This is a genomic window from Alteromonas sp. DYW1 (genome assembly GCF_059752595.1).
Map to the genome: position 1 here is coordinate 578,751 of NZ_CM186038.1, position 25,102 is coordinate 603,852.

Annotated in this window: 19 protein-coding genes; 12 read left to right on the forward strand and 7 right to left on the reverse strand. The window is 47.0% G+C overall.

Annotated elements, in window-relative coordinates; genetic code table 11:
- Window positions 1-13 precede the first annotated feature (13 nt).
- Window positions 14-1,174 carry a tetratricopeptide repeat protein gene (locus AC121Z_RS02625; protein WP_498126436.1) on the forward strand — a complete coding sequence of 387 codons (1,161 nt, stop codon included), beginning with the start codon at window positions 14-16 and terminating at the stop codon, window positions 1,172-1,174.
- A 10-nt stretch (window positions 1,175-1,184) separates the two neighbouring features.
- Window positions 1,185-2,114, forward strand: a complete 930-nt coding sequence (locus tag AC121Z_RS02630; protein ID WP_498126437.1) for a M20/M25/M40 family metallo-hydrolase — start codon at window positions 1,185-1,187, stop codon at window positions 2,112-2,114.
- Here the strand turns inward: AC121Z_RS02630 and AC121Z_RS02635 are convergent.
- The 3 genes from AC121Z_RS02635 to udk all read right to left on the reverse strand — a co-directional run bounded on the left by AC121Z_RS02635 (window position 2,111) and on the right by udk (window position 4,910).
- Window positions 2,111-2,956, reverse strand: coding sequence for an isopenicillin N synthase family dioxygenase (locus tag AC121Z_RS02635; protein ID WP_498126438.1), 846 nt, complete (start codon window positions 2,954-2,956; stop codon window positions 2,111-2,113). The two genes, AC121Z_RS02630 and AC121Z_RS02635, sit on opposite strands and share 4 nt — an antisense overlap.
- A 96-nt stretch (window positions 2,957-3,052) precedes the next feature.
- Window positions 3,053-4,264, reverse strand: coding sequence for a NupC/NupG family nucleoside CNT transporter (locus tag AC121Z_RS02640; protein ID WP_498126441.1), 1,212 nt, complete (start codon window positions 4,262-4,264; stop codon window positions 3,053-3,055).
- A gap of 22 nt (window positions 4,265-4,286) precedes the next feature.
- A complete protein-coding gene (udk, locus tag AC121Z_RS02645; RefSeq protein ID WP_498126443.1) occupies window positions 4,287-4,910 on the reverse strand; it encodes a uridine kinase in 624 nt (207 codons plus the stop codon).
- Window positions 4,911-5,328: 418 nt separating this feature from the next.
- On the opposite strand from udk, the gene AC121Z_RS02650 reads away from it, so the two are divergent.
- A complete protein-coding gene (locus tag AC121Z_RS02650) occupies window positions 5,329-8,481 on the forward strand; it encodes a TonB-dependent receptor (protein WP_498126445.1) in 3,153 nt (1,050 codons plus the stop codon).
- Window positions 8,482-8,752: 271 nt separating this feature from the next.
- On the opposite strand, the gene argR is transcribed toward AC121Z_RS02650, so the two are convergent.
- Window positions 8,753-9,217, reverse strand: coding sequence for a transcriptional regulator ArgR (gene argR / locus AC121Z_RS02655; protein WP_498126447.1), 465 nt, complete (start codon window positions 9,215-9,217; stop codon window positions 8,753-8,755).
- A gap of 250 nt (window positions 9,218-9,467) precedes the next feature.
- Between argR and mdh the strand changes: the two genes are divergently transcribed.
- Window positions 9,468-10,406 carry a malate dehydrogenase gene (gene mdh, locus AC121Z_RS02660; RefSeq protein WP_498126449.1) on the forward strand — a complete coding sequence of 313 codons (939 nt, stop codon included), beginning with the start codon at window positions 9,468-9,470 and terminating at the stop codon, window positions 10,404-10,406.
- Window positions 10,407-10,469: 63 nt separating this feature from the next.
- Here the strand turns inward: mdh and AC121Z_RS02665 are convergent, their stop codons facing one another.
- Window positions 10,470-10,835, reverse strand: coding sequence for a hypothetical protein (locus AC121Z_RS02665; RefSeq protein WP_498126451.1), 366 nt, complete (start codon window positions 10,833-10,835; stop codon window positions 10,470-10,472).
- Window positions 10,836-11,132: 297 nt separating this feature from the next.
- Here AC121Z_RS02665 and AC121Z_RS02670 point away from each other — a divergent pair, with 297 nt between their 5' ends.
- A complete protein-coding gene (locus tag AC121Z_RS02670; protein WP_498126452.1) occupies window positions 11,133-13,661 on the forward strand; it encodes a M12 family metallo-peptidase in 2,529 nt (842 codons plus the stop codon).
- Window positions 13,662-13,791: 130 nt separating this feature from the next.
- Here the strand turns inward: AC121Z_RS02670 and ppc are convergent, their stop codons facing one another.
- A complete protein-coding gene (ppc, locus tag AC121Z_RS02675; protein ID WP_498126453.1) occupies window positions 13,792-16,431 on the reverse strand; it encodes a phosphoenolpyruvate carboxylase in 2,640 nt (879 codons plus the stop codon).
- Between the two features lie 153 nt (window positions 16,432-16,584).
- Between ppc and bamJ the strand changes: the two genes are divergently transcribed.
- The 6 genes from bamJ (at window position 16,585) to AC121Z_RS02705 (ending at window position 22,159) form a co-directional block, all read left to right on the forward strand.
- Window positions 16,585-17,202, forward strand: a complete 618-nt coding sequence (bamJ, locus tag AC121Z_RS02680; protein ID WP_498126455.1) for a BamJ family beta-barrel-assembly machinery protein — start codon at window positions 16,585-16,587, stop codon at window positions 17,200-17,202.
- Between the two features lie 120 nt (window positions 17,203-17,322).
- Window positions 17,323-17,832 carry a TRAP transporter small permease subunit gene (locus tag AC121Z_RS02685; protein WP_498126456.1) on the forward strand — a complete coding sequence of 170 codons (510 nt, stop codon included), beginning with the start codon at window positions 17,323-17,325 and terminating at the stop codon, window positions 17,830-17,832.
- Window positions 17,832-19,196 (forward strand): TRAP transporter large permease, encoded by a 1,365-nt coding sequence (locus tag AC121Z_RS02690; protein ID WP_498126458.1) that lies wholly within the window; start codon window positions 17,832-17,834, stop codon window positions 19,194-19,196. The genes AC121Z_RS02685 and AC121Z_RS02690 overlap by 1 nt, the downstream gene beginning before the upstream one ends.
- Before the next feature lie 31 nt (window positions 19,197-19,227).
- Complete coding sequence (locus tag AC121Z_RS02695; protein ID WP_498126460.1) at window positions 19,228-20,331, forward strand: TRAP transporter substrate-binding protein; 1,104 nt, start codon at window positions 19,228-19,230, stop codon at window positions 20,329-20,331.
- A 160-nt stretch (window positions 20,332-20,491) separates the two neighbouring features.
- The gene (locus AC121Z_RS02700; protein WP_498126462.1) at window positions 20,492-21,454 is read left to right on the forward strand and encodes a S41 family peptidase; all 963 of its coding nucleotides are present in this window, start codon (window positions 20,492-20,494) and stop codon (window positions 21,452-21,454) included.
- Window positions 21,455-21,667: 213 nt separating this feature from the next.
- Window positions 21,668-22,159, forward strand: a complete 492-nt coding sequence (locus tag AC121Z_RS02705) for a hypothetical protein (RefSeq protein WP_498126463.1) — start codon at window positions 21,668-21,670, stop codon at window positions 22,157-22,159.
- A 16-nt stretch (window positions 22,160-22,175) separates the two neighbouring features.
- Here AC121Z_RS02705 and AC121Z_RS02710 read toward each other — a convergent pair whose 3' ends face one another.
- A complete protein-coding gene (locus tag AC121Z_RS02710; protein WP_498126464.1) occupies window positions 22,176-23,396 on the reverse strand; it encodes a metal-dependent hydrolase family protein in 1,221 nt (406 codons plus the stop codon).
- 281 nt (window positions 23,397-23,677) lie between these two features.
- On the opposite strand from AC121Z_RS02710, the gene fabV reads away from it, so the two are divergent.
- Window positions 23,678-24,868, forward strand: a complete 1,191-nt coding sequence (fabV, locus tag AC121Z_RS02715) for an enoyl-ACP reductase FabV (protein WP_498126466.1) — start codon at window positions 23,678-23,680, stop codon at window positions 24,866-24,868.
- The last annotated feature ends 234 nt before the right edge of the window (window positions 24,869-25,102 follow it).

Sequence of the window (25,102 nt, forward strand, 5' to 3'; positions counted from 1 at the left end):
GGTGGGGTAACGTATGCGAAAGGTTCCACAAATCTTGTTAGCCTTAGTGGCACTGAGTTTGAGCGCTTGCCAGAGCACGTCCGTCCCGCTGAGCGAAAGTCCAAATCAGTTGCTTAATGACCGTGCATTTCCTGGTTATCATCTCTTTGCTATCGAAACCGAGGAAGAGGTATTTGAGCTTACTCCAGAAGCGAAGTCCTTTGTTAACCGCATTACATGGCAACACGACCATCCCACTAAGAAGATCAAAGCATTAGTCAGTAGTATTTTTGATCGCTCTGATCTGAACCTGCTGTACAGCAATGATGCCAATACCACCGCGTCTGATACGTTTAGAACGGGCGCTGCAAACTGCTTGTCGATGTCAATAATGACTTTTGCATTGGCTGAATACGCTGGTTTTGATGCGCGCTTTCAGGATATTCAGATACCCGAATACTGGACTCGCCGCGATGGCTTTTCATTGCTCAATGGGCATGTCAATGTGTTAGTACGGCCAAAGCATGATCAACAGGTGATCCAATTATTGAGTTCGGATGTGGTGATTGATTTTGATCCGCAAGAGAGTCGCAAGCATTTCCCCGTTGTAGAGATTACTAAGCAACAAGCACTCGCCATGTTCTATAACAATAAAGGTGCGGATGCACTGATTGACGAAGCGTACACGAGGGCGTATGCATATTTTCGGGCTGCTGTATTAATGGATCCCAATTTTGACGGCGCTTGGGTCAACTTAGGGATCCTATATCGCCGTACTGGACACCTGGAATTCGCCAAGCAAAGTTATGAAAGGGCAATAGAAGCTGATGACGATAATCTTACGGCGTGGGAAAACCTTGCGTTTTTACATAGCCAGAATGGTGAGACCGAGCTTGCTGAGCGCATTTTTAGTCGTGTAGAACGCCAGCGGCAAGATAATCCCTTTTACCATTTTATTCTCGGAGAGCAGGCATTTGATGAAGGTAAACTTGATGATGCTTTACAATTTTTTGTGCGAGCGCATCGTTTAGATGCGGAAAAGCATGAAATCCTTTTCGGGCTGAGCAAAACCTATTACGAATTAGGTGATATTAGTCGCGCCGAAAAATATCTTGCGATGGCCAAACGTCGGGCGCCAAATCCGCAAGATGAAGCGCGTTACCAGGGCAAGCTCACCAAACTGCAACAGTTGTAGTTTCGGTATCGTGAAGTTTTGGCTTTGCCTCCTAGTACTTCTGGCTGCAGCAACCAACCAGACTCATGCAGATGTATACCGCCAAGCGTGGGATGATTTAGTTTATCTCGCAGCACCCGAACGCGCAGGGCGAGAGCCAAACACACAGGGAAGCATTGAGGCACAGCAGCATATTGTTGAGCGTTATGTTCAAGCACAGTTGCAAGGGGTACTGTCGAGCGATGATTTTTATCACCCCTTTACGATGAAAAATGGATTGAATGCTTATTCGGGAACCAATTTACTGGCGATAACAAAGGGGGATCAGTTGGGTGTGATTGTATTAACCGCCCACTATGATCATCTTGGCCGCGTGCAAGGCCGAATTCATCCTGGCGCGGATGACAACGCATCAGGTGTGGCCGTTATGCTGGCTTTGGCCCAGCTCAGTAATAATACAGCGTGGCAGCACCGCTTGTTGTTCGCGGCAACTGATGCTGAGGAAAAAGGGTTAATTGGGGCTAAAGCGATGCTCCAACATGAGGGAGTTCCATTCTCCAGCATCGTCGCTAACATTAATTTAGATATGCTCGGTCAGTTGGGGCGTCCAGCGCGTTTGTACCTAACCGGCACGCAATCGCATGTAGCGTTCGCATCATTGGTCGATGATATTAACGCAACACTACTGGCAGACTCTGGTTTACGCTTGATCAAAGAGCATCGCCAAGCGCGGACTCGACGTTCAGTGGGCACTGATATTAATTTTAAGCGTGCCAGTGACCATGCGGTTTTTGCCGACGCAGGTATCCCTTATTTGTTTTTAGGGGTAGGTGCGCATCCGTGGTATCACACCGCACAGGATACTGTAGAGCGGATCAAGCCAGAGAGTTTAGCTCTAGCAATAGATGTGGCTTGGGCGCTGCTCACAGAAGTGGATCAGCGCCTCGCCAAAGCGGACTAAATTACGCCTAACTCGCGTAACCGTTCTTTTAAATAGCTGTCCGCGGTATGTCGTTCAGATAACACAACATCAGGACGCGGATGTAAAAATAACGGCAATGAAATACGCGAGCGAGTTTGATCAGCTCCTTCAGGATTAATCACGCGATGCGTTGTTGAAGGGAAATAGCCCCCCGAGGCTTCTTGTAACATATCACCGATGTTAACGATCAAGTTCCCGAAGTCGCAAGGCACATCGATCCAACCACCGTCTTTGCCTTTGACCTGCAGGCCGGGTTCATTTGCTGCCGGCAAGATGGTCAGTAAATTGATATCTTCATGAGCTGCGGCACGGATTGCATCGGGTTCTTCCGAGCCATCTAGCGGTGGATAATGCAGTACGCGCAGTAAGGTCTGTTCACTATCCTTGATCATATTCGATAAGGGTTCACGATAGCCTTGACTGACCTCGCTGGGCGACAGTTCCTCTACCCATGACAATAATTCAGCGGCCAGTGCTGTTGCCTGATCATAGTAATCTTGCAGCTGTTGCTTTAGCTCGGCTGGACACTGTCCCCAAGGGTAATAATGGAAATATTCTTTGATATCTTTCTTTTTGAAGCCTTTTGCAACTTCCGACACAGTGCTCGGGAAAAAACCATCCTGAGTTTCTTTATGAAAGGTATATTGATTTTTCTCGTCGCTATTAAAAAAATTCTGCCAGTTGGCGTAGATATCGGCAACCGATTGTTGCTGGATCGGGTGGTTCTTTAACACGCCAAATCCTGTCTCGCGCAATGAACGCACGAATTCTTCTTTTGCATTGGCTGCCTGATAATCGACAGCAACTAATCGCTGAGTCATAGTCATCTCTATTTCACTGGAAAGGCGCGCATTATAGCGCGCTTTCTGCGGAGGTCATTGATTCGGGTCAAAAAAACTTTTGCCAGTGTCTGGCATTTACGCCAGCGATAAGAATACGCCAGCGAGCGCTGCACTCATTAAGTTAGCTAGTGTAGCAGCAAAAACCGCTTTCAACCCCAACTGCGCGATTTCTTTGCGGCGAGTAGGTGCCATTGCGCCAATCCCGCCCATCAAAATAGCAATAGAAGAGAAGTTTGCAAAACCACACAGAGCGAACGTTACAATCGCTTGCGTACCCGCCGACAACTCTTCCTTGTATTTGATGAAATCGAGATACGCAACAAACTCGTTCACGACAATTTTTTGCCCAATGAAGCTGCCGGCTAAGCGCGCCTCTTCCCATGGTACACCGATCGCCCATGCTAACGGTTGCAATATATAGCCAAGGATCATTTGGAAGGTTAGGTCGGGCATGCCAAACCATGCGCCAATGCCACCAATCATTCCATTTAAAAGCGCAATCAAAGCAACAAAAGCCAACAACATAGCGCCTACATTCAAGGCTAATTGCAAGCCTGAGGAGGCACCACTGGCCGCCGCATCAAACACATTGGCATAGTCGGCTTTTTCTTCCTTCACTTCGGCCAGTTCGTTATGCACTTTATCGACTTCGGGTTGCATCAACTTCGCCATCAAGAGTCCGCCCGGCGCGGCCATAAAACTTGCGGCTAATAGGTATTTGATTTCCACGCCCAATCCAGCATAGCCAGCCATCACAGAACCGGCAATTGAGGCTAAACCACCGACCATAATGGCAAACAGTTCTGACTGTGTCATTTTAGGGATAAAGGGGCGCACCACGAGTGGAGCTTCGGTTTGGCCAACAAATATATTTGCTGCCGCAGACATCGATTCTGGTCGTGAGGTTTTCAATAGCTTTTCTAGCGCACCACCAATAATGCGGATCACCCAAGACATAATGCCAATGTGGTATAGGACGGTGATTAACGAGGAAAAGAAAATAATGACGGGTAGTACATTAAACGCAAAAATAAATCCGAGTGATAGGTTACCGACCGGACCAAACAAAAAGTCGATACCCTGTTGTGAGTAACCAATGATGTTTTTAACAAACTCACTCAAACTCAACAGCATTTGAATGCCAGGTTCAAAGTACAGGATAAATGCCCCAATTCCGGCCTGAATGGCGAAAGCACCACCTACGGTGCGCCAACGAATGGCGCGGCGGTTAGAAGAAATGGCGTATGCCAATGCGAGCAGCAATAGAATGCCAAAAATACCAGTCATGTGTAGGGTTACCTTTTTATTTTTATTGTAGTGCTTGCTTGATGTGCGAAGAGATTACATCCAGTGCAATGTAGTTTTTGCCGCCTTGGGTTACCACGACATCAGCGGTAAAACGACTTGGCTCTATAAACTGATGATACATAGGCTTGACCGTTGATTCATATTGGGTCGCGACAGATTCTAGTGTTCGTCCACGTTCACGCACGTCTCGCATCATACGACGCATTAAACAAATGTCCAACGGGGTATCGATAAACACTTTGACGTCATACAACGGTAAAAGCTCAGGCCGAGCCAATAGCATAATGCCCTCAAGAATGATTACCGGCGCTGGTTTTAAGCGCTCCGTATCCGGCAGACGAGTATGCGTTTTATAACAGTAGTGCGGATAATCAATCTCTTCACCATTTCGTAGTGCCTCAAGATGGTCTTTCAACAAGCTATGCTCAAATGCATTGGGATGGTCATAGTTATTTTTTTCGCGCTCTTCCATCGGTAGGTGATCTTGCGCCCTATAATAATGGTCCTCGCGCAAAATCTGCACTGGCCGGCCTTGCTCGGCGAATGCTTTTAGCAGATTTTCAGTAAATAAGGATTTACCGGAACCGGATGCTCCAGATATGGCGATAATAAGCGGCTTTTGCATGATAAAACGGAATTTTGCTGACTTCGTGCAAAGATACGTGTTTAGCTGCTTTTTGGCAATTTTTTAGGGGCATCTGTTACCCATTTTGTTTGCTGTTGCCGGTTTTTAGTCATCGGTTACGTCAGTTTCGTTACAGCTTGGAATGCACAGAATTGATGGTTCTATCATTAAACTGTCATACAGTTAGGGACATAATCTTACAACACGTGGTCTGAAGTTGGTTGATTTATCGCCAAAAATGACTTTTTTGCTGGATTTTTACGCGACTTCGTTCCAAACTAAGCGGCTGATTGTCATAAAGTTGCAACATTTCTTATATAGACTTCCGCAGCTTTTTGAATTGGACTCAACGTGCTGATAACAATAATAAGCCACCGCGTTGAACAAAGTATTACGATACATTAATAGGAAACACACTATGTTACTTAAATCAAAACTCAATCGTGTTGCGATTGCAGTTGCTGTTTCAGTAGGCCTTTCTACTGCAGCGATGGCGCAAGATACGTCATCAACCATTCGTGGTTCTGTAGCAACTCAAGCTGGCGAGATGATTAGCGGTGCTACCGTTACTTTGACAGACACTCGTACTGGCGCTGTTCGTACATTAGAAACTAATGAAAGTGGTAACTTCGTAGCACGTGGTTTACGTGTAGGCGGTCCTTACACGATTACCGTAGTAGACGCGCAAGGTTCGCGTACTATTGAAGATGTTTACCTTAACCTAGGTGAGCCAGCGAACGTTGACATCGCGCTAGAAACATCTTCTAACGTTGAGCGTATTGTAGTTACTGGTGCTGCAGGTGGTGTTGTTACTGAGGCGTTAGGTCCATCATCTAACTTCAATTTTGAAGATCTTCAGTTCCAACCGTCTATCTCTCGTGACATTAAAGACGTTATCCAAAACGACCCACGTATCACTATCGATCCATCAAACTCTGATGCAATCCAGTGTGGTGGCGCAAACAACCGTTTCAACAGCATCACTGTTGACGGTATTGCGCAAAACGATAACTTCGGTTTGAACAACAATGGTTACCCAACTGAGCGTCTACCTTTCCCATTCGACGCAATTGACCAAGTTGACGTTCAGCTTGCTCCTTTCGATGTAACTTACGGTGGTTTCACTGGTTGTAACGTTAACGCCGTTGTTCGCTCTGGTACTAATGAAATCCACGGTAGTGTGTGGATCGATTACACCAACGACTCAATGCAAGGTGATTCAATTGAAGGCAACAAGTTTGACGTGCCTGATTTTGATGAGAAGCGTTACGGTTTCACTATCGGTGCGCCGATCATTAAAGATAAGTTATTTATCTTTGCTGCGTATGAAACTCATGAGCCAACTGAACTTTTTGAAGATGGCCCAGAAGGTGCAGGCTTTGCTGAGCCAATTTCTGGTCTAACCGTTGGTTTACTTGATGAAATCCGTGACATTGCCCTTAATACCTATGGTTACCAAGCGGGTGATATCCTAACTGCAGCTGATGAAGACGAAGAAAAAGTGCTTATCAAGCTAGATTGGGAAATCATGGACGGTCAACGTGCGTCATTGACGTACCAAAACACTGACGGTAACACTATCAGTGCAACAGGCGCTGGCTCACGTAGCTACGCATTCAATGACCGCTACTACCAACGTGCAAATGAGTTGACTTCATACTCATTGCAGTTGTTCTCTGACTGGACAGATGACTTCTCTACTGAAATCCGTTTCGGTATGCAAGAAGTGCGTAATGGCCAAACGCCATTCACTTCTGACTCTGACTTCGGTGACGTGGTTATTCGCGACGTAGTCGGTAGCGTAGACGTTTTCTTGGGTGCTGACCAATTCCGTCAAGCGAACAAATTGGACTATGATACAGATACGTTCCGTATCGCAGGTACTTATTTCGCAGGTGATCACGAAATCACTGGTGGTGTCGAGTACGGTGCAGTTGACGTGTTCAACCTATTCGTTCCAGGCAGCCAAGGTATCTTTGAATTTGATTCATTGGATGACTTCCGCAACGGTATCGCGTCACAAATCGACTACAACATCCCAGCTTCTCTTGATGCGAACGATGGTGCAGCGGCATTTACCTTCGAAAACACGACTGTTTTCTTACAAGACCGTTGGGAAGCAACTGTTGACCTAACAGTGACTTTCGGTCTGCGTTACGACAAATGGACATCTGACGATACTCCAACTGCTAACCCAAGCTTCCAGCAGCGTTATGGCTTCACCAACGCAGTTGCACCAGACATGGATTTGTTACAACCACGTCTAGGCTTCAACTACGTAGTTGATGACAGTACGTTCGTATACGGTGGTGCTGGTTTGTTCGCTGGTGGTAACCCGAATGTTTGGTTGTCTAACAACTATTCAAACAACGGTGTAACTATTCTTGCTTCGCGTATCACGTCAGGTGATGCATTATTAGCAGCGAATACTCCTGGATTCTTGTTCAACGTACCACAAGCTTCCATCGACGGTTTGACCGGTGGTGACGGTGCGGTTAATGCGCTAGACGCAGACTTCAACGTACCAGGCGTATGGAAGTTTAACCTAGGTACACAGCACGAGTTTGAAGATGGTACCGTTGCTGGTATCGACGCGATTTACTCACGTCAGCAAGACTCTGCTAAGACAATTGCACTGAACTCAGTCCGTATCGGTCGTGCAGCTGATGGTCGTCCTATCTACAAGAACGCTGATTTGTTAGATGCAGATTGCGTTGCGAATGTAGCGAGTAGCGATTGTTCTGGCCGTAACACAACTGATTACTTCTTGACTAACTCTGATGACGATGGCGATTCATTGGTAGTTTCAGTGTTTGCTAACAAGACGTATGACAGTGGTTTACGTGTTGGCGCAGCATATGCGTACATGGATGCTGAAGAAGGCAGCCCAATGAACAGCTCAACGGCAAGTTCTAACTACGGTAACTTGTCTACCGCTGATTACAACAATCCAGAAGTTGCAACCAGTAACTACGAAGTTAAGCACCGCTTTACTTTCAATCTTGGCTACAAGATGGAAATTTTCGACGGTTATGACACGCGCTTTAACCTATTTGCACAACGTGTGAAAGGTAAGCCGTATAGCTTCAACTTTGACTGGGATCCGGGCTTTGGTGACGAGCGTCCATTCGAAGATCGTTCATTGTTGTACGTACCATTGGTTGACGATCCAATCGTTCAATACGGCGACAACTTTGATCTAGACGCGTTCAACGCCTTTATCCGTACGCGTGGTTTAGAAGGTGCGCGCGGTTCAATCCTTGACCGCAATACTCAGAACAGTAACTGGTGGACACGCGTTGACCTACGTGTTTCTCAGGAGCTACCTGGCTTTATGGACGGACACCGTGGTGAAGTTTACTTCGCAATCCGTAACCTAGGTAACCTAATCAACGACGATTGGGGTGTATACCGTCAGGTTAACTTCGAGTACAACAACCCAGTGGTTGATGCTCGTCTACTTGACGATGGTACCTACCTATACACCAACTTTGATGGTGATGCAGGTCAAACAGTTAACGCAGATGCATCGACCTGGTCAATGCGTGTAGGTGTTAAATACCGCTTCTAATCCAATCGGATTAATCTAGAAAAACCGGCCTTTTGGCCGGTTTTTTGTTTTTGTGATTTACTTGGAGGGAGTACTACGACTTTGTTTTGTGCGCTCACTGTCGAGTCGTAAGCCAGCTAATGCATTTAACATGACAGTTAGAAAAACTTTTATAGTTGCGAGGGTTGTCAGTATTAATAGCTTATTGGATATACAACCCGTACACATTGAGTATGACTAGCCGTTTCCCAATAGATTGTTAGGCGAGGCAAGGATACTCGCTCATTTTTAGTTATACGTTATCGAACAGCTTCTCTACCCGCTGCCGTAACTCTTCAATTTGAGTTACGTCGGCAGGCGCGATGAATATTGTATCGTCACCGGCGATGGTGCCGAGCACACCGTCTTTTTTCGATAACGAGTCTAAAAGGCGAGCGATAAGCTGAGCAGCTCCTGGGCTGGTACGAATGATTACCATGACATTATTGTGCACGATATCCAATACTAACTGCTTGAGTGGGCTTTTCGCCGTCGGCATACCTAATTCAGGTGGCAAGCAGTAAACCATATCACCGCGGGCGTTGCGCGTGCGCACCGCGCCAAACTTGCTCAGCATGCGCGAAATCTTAGATTGACTAATACTATCAAAACCCGCTTGTTTAAGGGCGTCTACGATCTCTCCTTGCGAGCCATAGCTTTCGGCTTTCAATAAGTCTTTGAATGCTTTTATCAATAATTCTTGCTTCGGAGTTGCCATAGGTATTGCAGTTGCTTGGAGGAAAACCCACATTTTGCCGCAATCAACGCGGTGTGGCAATTTTCATCGTAAATTCAGGCTATAATTGCCTAAAATACTCAGTATACGACCATTGGGTCATTGAGTTTTGGGCCCTTTTGATTTAGTGTGTCGGGCGTTTAATTTCTTGCGCGTTGCTTGAGCTCACACTTCTATGTGCGTGTGCATAGACGCTTTAATTTTGTAAAGAATATTCTTGTAGGAGAGACTCATGAAAGTAGCAGTCCTAGGTGCGGCTGGTGGTATTGGTCAGGCATTATCACTTTTATTAAAAACTCAATTACCAGCCGGCTCAGAGTTATCACTCTACGACGTAGCCCCGGTTGTTCCAGGCGTTGCGGTTGACTTAAGCCACATTCCTACCGATGTAAAAGTAACCGGCCACGGTAAAGATAATTTGGCTGACGCCTTGCAGGGCTGTGATATTGTTTTGATCCCTGCTGGTGTGCCGCGTAAGCCAGGTATGGATCGCTCTGACTTATTTAATATTAATGCTGGGATCGTTCGCAACTTAGTAGATGCTATCGCAGATACTTGTCCTAAAGCATGCATCGGGATCATCACTAACCCAGTGAATACTACAGTGGCAATCGCTGCTGAGGCACTCAAGGCCAAAGGTGTATACGACAAAAATAAATTGTTTGGTGTGACTACATTAGATGTTATCCGTGCTGAGACTTTCGTTGCTGAAAAGAAAGGTCTGGATGTTTCTGGTGTGCATGTACCAGTGATTGGTGGTCACTCAGGTACGACGATTTTGCCATTATTGTCACAAGTTGAAGGCGTAAGCTTTAGTGATGATGAGGTCGCAGCATTAACGACACGTATCCAAAATGCCGGCACTGAAGTGGTTGAGGCCAAAGCAGGCGGTGGTTCAGCAACATTATCTATGGGTCAAGCCGCAGCGCGTTTCTGTTTATCATTAGTTGCCGCTATGAAAGGCGATAATGTCGTCGAATATACTTATGTTCAGGTTGATTCTGATGATGCAGCATTTTTTGCTCACCCTGTGCGTTTGGGGGCAAATGGCGTAGAAGAGATTTTACCCTACGGTGAACTGAGCGCATTTGAGCAGAAAGCCAAGGAAGACATGCTAGACGGTCTCCGTGGTGATATTCAATTGGGTGTAGACTTCGTTACTAACGCTTGATTGATACTTATTCGAGATATCAAAAGCCAGTCTTAGGACTGGCTTTTTTAGTTCCTGCCAAATTCAGTGAAGCTGTTCTGCCAGCCATTTTTCAGCTTCTGTTACATCGGTAAAGCTCATCGAGACTTCACCACAAGAGGAATATAGGTTGTCAAAATAACGGGTGTAAAAATCAAAAGAGTCACGGTTTGTTATGACCACTGCAGTAGCGACACGGCCATAGTTCTTTTCATTTTTTACGTGTTCTTTTAAGTAGCTTTCCGCTGAGGGGATATACATTGCGTCACCATGCATAATGGTTAACACCCCCCATTTTGCACCCATGCAGGAAGGAAAGTTTTTAGGTAATTCTTGGTTTGCTTGTTGCAGCAATTCTAGATTCCAAGGGCCTGTGCCCTCTAGCCAGAGAACGCGGTCTTTAATTTGCACAGTTAAATTACCATGCGGTTTGAATACACCTGACACCGCTGACCTCTCATTTTGACTGATTAGCACCGGATTTTGCTAAGTGCCTATCAGTGTATAGGTTAACTTTAGCAATCGCCAGTTTACGTTAGCTGCCTGTTGCTTAGTCGCCGGTTAGGAAACGTAAAGTTATAAAAAAATATCCTTAGGCAAAATTCCACTTACCCAACTTGCAGCACCATAACTCTATACTGCAACTACGAATAGACCTGCGGTTATACCAGTGTCTTGTTGTTTCGAATTTACTAAGAGGGCACATCCATGATGCCGAAAACGATCACTTCAACCTGCAAAAATGCTGCTATCCTAGCCACCTTGCTCTCTGGCTTACCCGCAGCAGCTTATGCGCAGCCTCTTGCGTTATTTTCTGAATTAGCGCCGCACAGCAATGCGCAATTACCGGCACATGTGAGCCAGGCGTTTAAAATCAAAGCAAACCGCAAAGCCTTATTAGCCGCAGAGGTACTGATTGAATTACCGAACCTAACCGAACCGGTTGTTGCTGTTCGAACGAGTCTAGACCGCAGTCGGAAGGGACTGCATGTTTGGAGTGGTCATGTGCAGGGAGATGAAGCGGCAAGTGTGATTATAACCTTTAAAGGAAGTCAGCTTTCAGGCTTGGTGCAATGGCAGGAAAAAACCTACCGAATGACGACCAATAATGCCGGAAAGGAATTACTGTACGAAGTTGATTTGGCCTCGCTACCGAGTGAAGAAGCTGATGGTGAAGTGCCGCTTGGAGACTCAGAGATTAATGAGTTTGTGGCCGACACGGCAAGCGCTAACAGCGGTGATACAGTAACGCAGGACCTGCTAGTAGTGTATACGCAAGGTGCGTGTAACTATGCCGGGAGTTGCTCGCAATTGGATGCAGATATTGTTACCGCTATTACCGATCTAAATAATGCTTATGCCGCCAGTGGAATAAACATCACTATGAATTTAGTCGGCACCCATTTAACTGACTACAGCGGAACCAATGCAAGTGAAACGTTGACTGCATTGCGCTCGACGTCAGATGGACAAATGGATGAAGTTCATCAAGTACGGGATCAGTTGAATGCCGATATTGTATCTTTGATTTATGATGGCCAAGGATGTGGGATCGGCTACCTGCGTTCATCAGCAACCTCAGCGTTCAATGTAACCGATGTGCCTTGTATGGTAGGCAATCGTACCTTAGCGCATGAAATTGGTCACAATCAAGGAGCCCATCATGATCGACAAACCGTTGGTGGTGGCGTATCTGGTGCGTTTAATTATGGCTATCGCCGTTGTAGTGATGGTTCAATCGATGACAATGGGTCTCCTTACTTTCGTACGATCATGTCGTATAGCTGCTCCGGTGCTGCCCGCGTCGGTCGGTTTTCAAATCCACAAGTGAGCTATGCAGGCGTGCCCCAGGGAATCGATCCAGCATTTGCGCCTGAGAGTGGTGCGTGGAATGCACGCACGCTAAATGAATCTGCCAGCTATGTGGCGTCTTTCAGAGTGAATCAACAAGTCACTATTCCACTTGCACCCAGTGCGCTAGAAGCCGTCAGTATTGATTTTAACGCGGTGACTTTAGCTTGGCTTGATAACGCCGATGATGAAGAGTCATACGTGGTGCAACGGCGCGATGTGGCATCAGACTGGACGACGATCGCACGCTTGAGCGCAAATGCGACCAATTTTGTTGATAATACTGTTGCGGCTGATTCGACCTATGAATACCGTGTAGCGGCAATCAATGGTGCTGGCACCTCCGCGTATAGTCTTCTGGTTGCTGTTGTGACACCAGTGCAACCGAGTGAAATTACCGAGTTTGCGTTGAGCGAATTGACGAACCAAGGGCAGGTCACCAACGGTTTTGCCACGACTTACGCTGATGATGGCAACGCTCAAGTTGTCACAGAAGCCAGCTCTGGGGGGCCTAAGCGCTCTAGACGGCAAGCCTATCAGCATATCTGGAATTTCAATATCACTGGCGGAGCAGGGGGTTCGACGTTAGTGGCGAATACCTGGGTCTCTGGTAATGAAGGCGCAAACTTTGCGATGTCGCTGGATAACGGCAATAGCTGGACGCCCTTGTTCACCGTGTCCAGTCAAGCTGCTGACAATAGTGTCGTGGCCGTGTTGGGAACTATCAGCGGTGCCGTGCAGATCCGCGCTACGGATGCTGAGCAAAGCAGTGGCGAGGCGGTTGATAGCTTATACGTTGATCAACTAGTTATTCGTTCGTCCACTCTAGTTCCTGAAGTACCTCTAGCACCGAGCGACCTTGTCGCTACTGCAATGACGGCCACTAGTGTCAGTTTTGAGTTCAATGATAATGCCGATAATGAGCTAGGGTTTAACCTTTATCGTTCTAGCAGTGACCCATTAGGTAGTTGCACAAATGGACAAATCGTCGCGACTCAGGCAAGTGTCGCAGCGACAGGTTTCGGTACTATCAGTGATACGCAGGCGCAAGCAAGTTCAGAGTACTTCTTTTGGGTTACTGCGTTTAATGCTGGCGGCGAGTCGCTCGAATGCAGCAATGTGGTAAATGTGGTTACTGAAGCCACCCAGGCCGAATTGACAGTTTCTGGGTTTAAGCAGAAAGGCGTACAAAATACTGAACTACAATGGCTTGGATTAGGTGGTGAGCAAGTGGATGTGTATCGTGACGGTCAACGCGTTGCTACTGTGGCGAATAGTGGGCAAAGCTTTGATAATATTGGCCAAAAAGGGGCTGGTAGTTATCGTTATCAAGTCTGTGAGTTAGCGCAAACGGCGTGTACACCGGAGCAAACAGTGGTGTTTTAACTCGGGTATTGTCAAAGAAGCTTCCCAAGCAAAAAGAAAAGGCCTGATAATCATCAGGCCTTCTGTTTATTAACGCTACGCTACTGGTCTAACTTAGATGGCTGCGATAATTAGCATACGCCTAACGGCATTAGCCAGTATTGCGCATCCCAATTGCGATGCCGGCGATTGCCACCATCATTGCGCGTTCGAGGGTTGCAACGGTTGCAGAAGGGCTCTCGCCATCTGGGGTTTCAACCTGTGCGCGGATCCGCTCGAGTAATTCAATTTGCAGGTAATGCAAGGGTTGTAAATACCCAGCACGAATGTTCATCGACTCCTTACCTTGCGGATCAGTTTCCATCACGCTTTGTTGCTTGGTTAACTTTAACAACAGGGCAATACTGTCGGAGAGCTCTTGGCGCAGGGTTTCGCCGAAATGTTTTAACTCTGCAGGCACTAAGCGTTCATCATAGGCGGCGCTGATCTGCGGGTCGGCTTTGTGAAATACCATGTCGAGCATTGATAGACGTGAAGCAAAAAATGGCCAGTCTGCGATCATTTCCTCAATCGTTGCTTTAGCATCTGAATTGTAGCTAGCCTGAATCGCTGGCATGACACCAAGCCAAGACGGCAACACTAAACGGGTTTGCGCCCAGGCAAATATCCATGGAATTGCGCGCAAACTTTCTATACCACCGGTGGGCTTGCGTTTTGCTGGGCGACTCCCCAAGGGCAATTTACCGAGCTCTTGTTCGGGCGTAGCAACGCGAAAGTACGGCACAAAGTCAGGGTGTTCGCGCACAATACCGCGATAATTATCCCGCGCCTGATCAGCCATGGTTTGGATTGTTTCCCGCCATTCATGCTTCGGTTCAGGTGGTGGAAATAAGATGGCTTCAATAATCGCGCTGGCATAAATCCCAAGGCTACGTTTGGCTAACTCTGGCATCCCAAATTTATAGCGGATGGTTTCGCCTTGTTCTGTAACGCGAAAGCCTCCATCCAATGAACCTGGCGGTTGGGAGTGAATGGCCGCATGCGCCGGCAAACCACCCCGACCGATTGTACCGCCGCGGCCATGGAACAGAGTTAATTGGATCTGCGCATCTTGCGCGAGCTTAACTAGAGCTTCTTGCGCCTGATATTGGGCCCAGCCGGCGGCGAGGGCACCGGCATCTTTAGCGGAGTCAGAATAGCCAATCATGACATACTGGCGACCTTGAATATAGCCACGGTACCAATCAATTGAGAGCAGATTGTTCATCACTGTTGGCGACTGGTTTAAGTCATCCAAGGTTTCAAACAAGGGGGCCACAGGCATTGGCCAGGTCACTCCCATTTCTTGCAGCAACAACTGCACGGCGAGCACATCCGAGGGTTCACTTGCCATTGAAATAATGTAAATACCAAACCCATGTTCGGAGTGTGCGGCAATTGTTCCTGCTGTGTCTAAGACCTCTTGTACTTCTTCACTCGGTTGCCAATGGCGGGGAAAGAGTGGCCGCTTGGAACTCAGTTCACGTAATAAAAAGGCTTGTTTGTCGCTTTCTGACCATTGGTTATAGTCTCCTAAACCGAGATAACGAGTAACTTCACTGAACACATCCGCGTGGCGCTGTGAGTCTTGGCGCACATCCAATTTCAACAGGTGGATCCCGAAACAGTGGGCACGACGAATGGTATCAGTCAGTAAACCATCGGCAACGATTTGCATGCCACAGTCAACGAGGCTTTGATAACACAACATCAATGGCTTGATTAGGTCGTCCTGGGATGCGATCCATTGGCTTGGTTCACTGGGTTTTCCATTTACATGGCGATCAATGTCATCGCGAGTGAACTGGAGTTGGGTAACCAGAGGACGTAACAATGCCCGATAAGGCTCCAACGCATCACCAACCTCTTCGCGCAAGGCCGCGTTACACTCACTCATGGACAACTCAACCTGTAACTTGTCGAGATCAATGGCAAATAATTTAGCGGCGCGTTTGCGCGCCAATAATAAAACCTGCTCGGTCACTTTGGACGTAACAAACGGATTACCATCGCGGTCTCCGCCCATCCAGCTACTGAATTGAACAGGCTTGGCATCGAGCGGTAAGGCCAGCTCATAATTACTTTTTAAACGGGTTTCAAAGTCACGCAAAAATTCGGGGACAGCATCCCACAGTGAATTTTCGATCACAGAGAATCCCCAACGCGCTTCATCAACCGGTGTTGGCCGCACGGTACGGATCTCTTCGGTATGCCAAGCTTGGGCAATTAAATCGGCGATGCGTTGATTGAGTTTGTCGCGGTGATATTCGTCGGTGGTACTTTGGTGTAAGCGAGCTAAACATTTAGCCAATTCGCTGTGTTTATGGATCAGGGTGCGGCGCGTGACTTCGGTTGGGTGAGCCGTTAGCACCAAGTCGATATTTAGATCAGCGACCGCACTCGCGATGCTATCATTGCTAAGCTCAGCACGATCAAGGTGAGCAAACAATTGATCGATAGGGAAATCAATTTGTTGCGCTGAGTTGTATTCTTGTTCAGCGATATTAGCGAGGTTAAGAAATTGTGCAAATGCTCGACCAATTACGAGTAGTTCAGACTCATCCAATTCACTGAACAGCGCCTGTAATTTTGCGCGGTTCTCCGCATCCCCCTTATTGGCTGAACGTCCTGCTTTGCGGATCGTTTCTATCCGCTCGAGCCACTCATCGCCCAACTGATGTTTAATCGTTGCGCCAAGCGTTGCGCCCAGTTGGCGCACGGTATCTCGAAGTTGTGCATCTATTTCAGCCATTTCCTTCTCCTTAAATTTTGCCAATTAACACGATACTGCAAGTGATGGATAGCTGTCTAATGTGTTTGGCTATAAGATAGACACTTGTCTATTCCCCACAATTTGTCTCAGACTGTGTTATCATCCCCGCCTTTTACCACTTTGGGGATAAATGTGAGCGATAAATTTACCACAATCGAAGGTCAAGGTAGCTACGGGATTGGCTATCAAATGGGCCAGCAATTGGCGTCAAATCCGTTTGAAGGAATGGATGTTGATGCGGTCGTCGAAGGCGTGCGTGATGCATTCACTGGCGCGGCACCACAGGTTTCTGATGCCGATTTGCGTACCGCATTCAATACGATCCATGAGCGCATGCAAGCGGCTAAGGCAGAACAGCATAAAGCCGTAATCGAAGAAGGCGTAGCATTTTTAGCTGAGAATGCAAAGCGTGCTGAAGTAGAAGTTACAGCTTCTGGTTTACAGTACGAAGTGATTAATGCTGGCGATGGCGCGACACCTGATGCGAATTCAACCGTACGCACACATTATCATGGCACCCTAATCGACGGTTCGGTATTTGATAGTAGTTATGATCGTGGTCAACCTGCTGAATTCCCAGTCAACGGCGTAATTAAAGGTTGGACCGAAGCATTACAAATGATGCAAGTCGGTGCTAAGTGGCGTTTATATGTGCCGCATAACCTCGCTTATGGCGAGCAAGGTGCGGGTGGTGCCATCGCTCCTTACAGCACCTTAGTGTTTGACGTAGAGCTATTAGATATCCTCTAATTCAGACAAAAGCACGATAAAAAGCCCCGCCACGAGCGGGGTTTTTTATTTCGGTTGCGCAGACCTAGCAGCAACGCTTACCCTATAGCTCAATTAGAAAAATGATAACAGGAGCTGTGAGTGAATTCGCTCAGTAACTCAATTGACCGGATCTTGCGCTGGCTCGGGCATGCAGCAAGTTATGGGATCTTGCTGATGACGCTCATTACTTTTTTAGTTGTGGTGCTGCGCTACGGTTTTTCGACCGGTTGGATAGCGCTACAAGAATCTGTGATGTATTTGCATGCACTCGTGTTTATGCTGGGGGCTGCTTATACCTTACGAGATGATGGCCATGTACGGGTCGACATTTTTTATCGCAATTTTAGCCCTACCCAACAAGCGTGGGTCAATATTATTGGGACGCTGGTATTGCTGTTCCCAGTCTGTGTCTTTATTTTTGTGATGAGTTGGGACTACGTGATTAACTCATGGCAACTTATGGAATCTTCTAAAGAAGCGGGTGGATTGCCACTTGTCTTTGTGTTGAAAAGTCTAATCCCAGTGTTTTGCGGTACGCTCTTATTACAAGGTTGTGCAGATGTCGTGCGCTATTTTGGGGTGATAAAGCAAGCAGCAGGAGCACAGTAATGGAATATATGGCTTTGCTGTTGTTTGCTTGCGTTTGTTTGGTTTTGTTGCTGGGTTTTCCGGTGGCGTTAACATTGGCCGGAACATCATTATTGTTTGCTGGCGTGGGTATTCTCCTTGGTGGATTTGACGCCAGCTATTTGCATGCTTTACCCAGTCGGTTATACGGGATTTTGACCAATACTACGTTAATTGCGGTACCGCTGTTCGTATTCATGGGCGTGTTGTTGGAGAAATCCAAGATTGCCGAAGAACTGTTGCAAACCATGGCGCAATTGCTGAGTGGTCGCTTACCTGCCGGGATGGCACTTTCAGTTATTTTCGTCGGCATGTTATTGGCAGCCAGTACCGGCATTGTCGGTGCGACAGTTGTGACGATGGGGCTCCTTTCGCTGCCGAGTTTATTGAAAAAAGGTTATACCCCAGAACTCAGTAGCGGACTGATTTGTGCTACAGGAACCTTGGGCCAGATTATTCCTCCCTCGATTGCTCTGGTCTTGCTAGGTGACGTGCTATCCAGTGCTTATCAACAGGCCCAGTTGAATATGGGAATTTTCTCGCCAGATTCAGTGTCAGTCGGCGATCTTTTTGTGGGCGCAATCATCCCAGGCTTACTTTTAGTCGGTTTATATGTGGTGTACGTGGTCTTTACGACGTGGCGGCAACGCATGCCAGTCAATCAAACCGAACATGCCGAGCCTGTACCGCTTAAGCGTATTCTATCGGCATTACTTCCACCATTGTTACTTATTGTGGTTGTGTTGGGGGCAATTATCAGCGGCTATGCGACGCCTACCGAAGCGGCAGGTGTGGGGGCGATGGGGGCGTTAGTTTTGTCGTTAGTAAAACGCACATTATCTCGTCAGCAGTTAACCGAAGTTCTCATCGACACCAGTAAAATCACTTCTATGGTGTTTTTGATTTTGATCGGCGCATCCGTCTTTTCGCTGGTATTCCGCGGTTTTGGCGGCGAAGAACTCATCGAATCCTTCTTTAGCAGTCTGCCCGGTGGTCAAGTCGGTGCGATGTTGGTGGTGATGTTAGTGGTATTTTTACTCGGGTTTATCTTGGATTTTATTGAGATTACTTTCGTCGTAGTGCCTATAGTCGCACCAGTGCTGTTAATGATGGGGATCGATCCGGTGTGGTTAGGGATCATGTTGGCGGTGAATTTACAGACGTCGTTTTTAACACCACCTTTTGGTTTCGCCCTTTTTTACTTACGCGGAGTTGCACCGAAGACGATCCAAACCACCCAGATTTACCGTGGTGTGATACCCTTTATCGCTATTCAGGTGTTAGTGTTGATACTACTATCACTATGGCCAGAACTGGCGACCTATTTGCCTGATACAATCTACTAATTTATAAGTTTCACCGCTTAAGGTTATAACAATGAAAATAAGAATTACGCTCGCTAGCCTTATCTCCCTATCAGTACTTACGTTAATGTGGGGGTGTGGTCAATCCTCGCAGTCCACCTCAACCGCGCAGGGGACTGCCGAACCAGTGCAGGAATATCGTTGGAAAATGGTAACTGCTTGGCCGAAAAATTTTCCCGGCTTGGGCAGGGGGCCTGAGACCTTTGCGCGCTATGTAGAAGACATGTCCGGCGGACGTTTAAAAGTGCGGGTGTATGGTGCGGGTGAATTGGTCCCAGGATTTGAAGTGTTTGACGCTGTTGCACAGGGTACTGCGCAAATGGGCCACGCAGGTGCTTATTATTGGAAAGGCAAAATACCAGCAGCTCCGATCTTCTCCGCAATTCCCTTTGGTATGAATGTGACTGAAATGAATGCTTGGTTGCATTATGGTGGGGGCTTAGAGCTTTGGCGCGAGATTTATAAGCCCTTTGGCGTTATCCCCTTTGCTGGTGGTAATACTGGCGTACAAATGGCCGGCTGGTTTAAAAAGGAAATTAATACCTTGGAGGACTTTGCGGGCTTAAATATGCGCATTCCCGGACTTGGTGGTGAAGTTTTTGCCAAAATTGGCGGCGTACCAGTGACATTGACGGGGGGAGAAATTTTTACCTCGTTGCAAACGGGCGCGATTGATGCAACTGAATGGGTGGGGCCCTACAATGATCTTGCCTTCGGTCTACATAATGCAGCTACCTACTATTACCATTCGGGGTGGCATGAACCAGGCACCGCGTTAGAGTTTATTGTCAACGAAGAGGCCTTTAATGCCTTACCTAAGGATCTACAGGCAATTGTAGAAATTGCCACGCGCGCAGTGAATCAGGACATGCTCGACGAATACACTGCGCGCAACAATAATGCCATGCAGCAGCTGATCCAAGAGCACAAGGTCGATGTTCGTCCACTGCCGGATGATGTGATAAACGCATTACGTCAAGCTACGGCAGAAGTGCTGGCAGAAAAGTCGGCCGAAAACGCTGACTTTGCCCGCATTTATGCGTCGTATCAAACGTTTTACGAAGGTGTAAAGGCTTATCATAAGCTATCAGAACAAGCCTACTATCAAAATCGATAACTCACTCATCCTTTCTCGATAATAGGCCTTTAATGAGCATTAGGGGCCTTTTGGGTTGATGCTATAAATCAATGAATGGGGTGTCGAGATTCTGCGTGCTTGAATAACCGCGATCGAGCCGCATCTCTTCTATGATTAGTTTAATTAGAATGAAAAACAGATGGCCAAGCAGTGTCTACTATTCCCACTATTACTGTTGCTGGGGATGATTGTAAATCAACCATTGAAGGCTGCGGATGAGAACATCGTCGTGCATCAGGAAGTTGTGACAGCGATGAATAACTTGGTGGCAACCATAGAGCAAGATTATTTGCTGGACAACAAGCGCGAGCAAATTATTGCAATGCTAACGTCAGCAATTGCTCGTGGTGAGTTTAACGAGGAATATCAATTTGGACGGTTAAAGCGAAAACTGGAATCCTCATTATTTGCCGCTAGTAATGATGCTAATTTTGCAGTGCACTGGCGTGCAGGCTTTACGCTTTCTGAGGAAACATCCGATATCGTTTTTCCGGCTGTTATTCAGTCGCAATTTTTTAATGATAACGTTGGCTATTTGCAAGTGGACGGCGATCTAATTTACGCTAATTCACAGGACGTTTTGGATGAGGCATTAATTCATTTAGCGTCAGCGGATGCGTTAATCATTGATTTAAGGAAGGCCGGTCAGATTGATTTGGAGTTGGCCAGGCGTCTGTTGAGCCAATTAATGCCGGCGGGACTTCCTATTGCTCAATTGAAGTTTGCGCATGATAAAACGCAGCTGTTGTTTACGGATGAGATTGAAATCAGCATCGCCCCAGATGTGCAAATTGTTTTACTCACTTCTCCCTTTGTCGCCGGCGCATGGGAATTTGTTGGATACACCTTGCAACAGGCGCAACGTGCCACAATTGTTGGTTCGCCGACAATGGGGTTGAGTCAGATGACAACAACCAAAGCGCTTAGCGAAAATATCAGTCTGATAATGGCCTATGCAGAGTTGCGCCACCCAGCAACAGGTGAGAATTGGCAGAACGAAGGGGTTATGCCGGATGTTCAATGTGACGTCGATGATCTGGTTAGATTTACACAAAGATTAATCACGGGTAAGCAAAGTGTTTGTATAGACGCTGCACAGTAATGTTTGCATTCGGACGTTCTACTGAGCGGTTAAAGTTTATACGTCGCGGATAAGTTGCTAGTGAATAGATCAAATCTGACCACGTTTCTATCAGACTTACTCGCTGGTGTTTTGATAGGTTGATGCTAATCATTTGGGGGCTTTGAAGACTAGAAAAGTAAGATCGTTGTGGTATTATTTTGCAATCATGAAAATGCAAAAGGACGCGCTATTATGAAAATCTCAATTATCACAGCCGTGATTGCTGCCTTGTTTATCTGGCTCACGGGCGAACAAATGCCCGCAAGCGTCGCCTCCCATTTTGATGCCGCATGGCATGCAGACAGTTATTTATCTCGTGACAGTTATATTGTGCTGATGATTTCAATCGTTCTTGTTATTTCACTGGTAACTGGACTACTCAGCCGCTTCATACCGTCACTGTCAGATGAACTTATCAACCTGCCGAATAAATCCTATTGGCTAGCGCCAGAGAGAAGAGCTGAATCGCTAAATTATATTGCAAACTGGTTGGCTTGGTGTTCGGTGGGTATGGCGCTGTTTCTTTGTTATGTGCATTGGTTGGTCGTTGTGGCAAACAATGCCGAATCAAAACAATTAAACAGTGCTTTAGTTTTGCTTGGCGTGGCGGCATTGTTAGTGGCAACCACGGTAGGCTTGGTAAAACTGGTACTACGGTTTCGCGGAGCCCCCGTTGACCGGTAGCGGTCAAGCTACGTAGCTACGATTTAAAAATCTTACCGGTTTGCATTACAAACGATACTGATTCCATCACAGAAATATTGTCCAATGGGTTTCCTGGAACGGCAATAATGTCAGCACGTTTGCCCACAGTCAGGGTACCCCGGTCGTCAACACCGAGGAGTTCGGCTGCGTAGATCGTCGCCATTCTTAACGCATCGATTTCCGCAATACCCATGCGAGTAAGGGCTGCAAACTCCAGAGCGGTATCACGGTGCGGAAAAACGCCATTGTCTGAGCCGAAGGCCATCTTTACGTTAGCGTCATAGGCCATTTTAAAGCTATTCGTGACAAGAGGCTTGAGGTATTCGTTTTTAGCTACTGTCGCTGGCGGTGTATCAGGCGCTAATTCAAATTCATTCAAATAAGCCTGAGGTACCAGAAATGTGCCGTGTGCTTGCATGAGAGCAATTGATTCTTCTGACAGTATTGAACCATGCTCAATAGAATCTACACCAGCGGTTATCGCAGCATTAATACCGTTGGTTCCATGCGCATGAGCCGCAACTTTTAAGCCTAGCTTGTGCGCCTCTTGCACAATCGCTTCAAGTTCTGCCAGTGAATACTGCTGAGCGCCAACTTCAGCATTTTGCGAAAAAGAAAAAACACCACCAGTGGCGCAAACTTTAATTACCCGGACGCCGTGCTTTGCCTGGTAACGCACGGCTTTCATAGCCTCATCAACGCCATCGGCAATACCAGATTCTGGCCCCAACTCCATTACTCCTGGGGCGAACCCTGTCCAGTCACAATGCCCTCCGGTGATGGATATTGCATGTCCAGCAGGCCAAATGTCGGGGCCTGGCATGTGCCCAGCTTGAATTGCACGCATCAAAGCGACATCGGGGAACCCTGGCTGAGCACCAAGATCACGTATGGTTGTAAAGCCATTGCTCAATATTTCTCGGGCGAAGCGAACCCCTTGCAGAGCCCAGTCGGGACTGGTCTGACGCACTGCTGCCGTGGTCCACTCAGCGCCAGTAAAATAATCACCGGTCACGTGAGTGTGCATATCAATTAGGCCAGGTAACAACGTTTGGCTACCCAAATCGATGAGTTTGATACCTTCTGGTAAAGATGTTGGGTTTATCGCGGTTATCATCCCATCTTTCACAACGATAACGGCAGGGGAGATAATTTGCCCCGTCTGCACATCCAGCATCTGCTGGGCTTTTACTACAATGGATTGCCCAACCGCCATGGGAGAAAACCATATAAAAGTGAAAAGGATTATGCTAACTATATGTTTTAACATGAGTATTTGAATTGTTGTTGGGCGTAGTACAAGTAAGCTTAGTACAGCTCGAAGTTTTTACTGCACATTTACTCAATTAAAGCTAATGGAGGAGTCGGCACACGGTTTGATAATAACCGGTGATAAAGCCGCATGACGCTATAGCTAAATTTTTTAAAAGCTGCTCCGAGTTGTTAATCTTGCACATCTGATTACAATAGCGGCCATTCTCAGCAATAGGATTTATCATGGTTATTAAGCCAAAAGTGCGTGGTTTTATCTGTACCAACGCTCACCCCGAGGGCTGCCAGGCTTCGGTTGATAAACAAATCGATTATATTCAAGCGCATGCTGCAGAGTTTGCCGCAAATACTCGCAAGCCCAAGAACGTTTTGGTGATTGGCTGTTCAACAGGTTATGGTTTAGCGTCGCGGATCACTGCGGCCTACGGATATCAAGCCAATACTTTGGGGGTTTGTTTCGAGAAAGCCCCAACAGAACGAAAAACCGGTACTGCGGGTTGGTATAACACTGCAGCCTTTCATGCTCGGGCGAGCGTTGCAGGTAAATATGCGAAGACCTTAAACGGTGATGCGTTTTCTAACGAATTGAAAGATGAAGTCATTGCAACCATCAAAGCCGACCTCGGTACGGTTGATTTGGTGGTCTACAGTTTGGCGTCGCCACGCAGAGCCGATCCAGTCTCAGGAACGGTCTATAAGTCAACGCTAAAGCCAGTGGGTCAGGCGTACTCAACCAAAACTTATGACACTGACAAAGATTTGATCCACACGGTAGATTTAGAGCCTGCCAGTGACGAAGAAATCCACGATACCGTGAAAGTCATGGGTGGCGAAGATTGGGAGCTTTGGTTGAATGCGCTAGCCGATGCCGGTTGTCTGGCCGATGGCTGTGAGACCACAGCATATACCTACATTGGTAAAGAGTTGACCTGGCCGATTTATGGGCAAGCAACCATTGGCAAAGCCAAAGAGGATTTGGATCGCGCCGCTGCCGCTATTCGTGAGCGTCACGCCGGTCTTAATGTCGATGCCCACGTGTCCTCATTGAAGGCCTTGGTGACCCAAGCCAGCTCTGCTATTCCGGTGATGCCGTTATATATCTCTTTAATTTACAAAGTGATGAAAGAAGAGGGTACGCACGAAGGTTGTATCGAGCAAATCGCAGGTTTATTCTCGCGCCGTCTTTTTGCCGAGAATGCGCCAACTGATGACGCCCGTCGTTATCGCATGGATGGCAAAGAAACTAATGATGCTACACAGGCGAAAGTAAAAGCATTGTGGGATCAGGTGACTCAGGACAACTTCCATGAATTGGCTGATTATGCGGGATATCATCGAGATTTCTTGCAACTTTTCGGATTTGCCTTCGATGGTGTTGACTATGATGCCGATGTTGACCCATTGAGAAGCTGGTAACGTCAAATCGAAAAAACGCCCCAAATTGGGGCGTTTTGCTATGCTTATAAACGATTATGACACAGCTGTGCGAGGTACACATTTGTCCGGATCGGCCTCGGTGTGTGAAGAGTTGGCAATTTAAAACATTAAATTTCTGATGTTTATGTGATTTTGATTAGCACAACAATGCCGGATAGTGTTAAAATCACAGAGTTTATTTAAGTGGAAATTGTCTGGGAGACATTGCCGCTC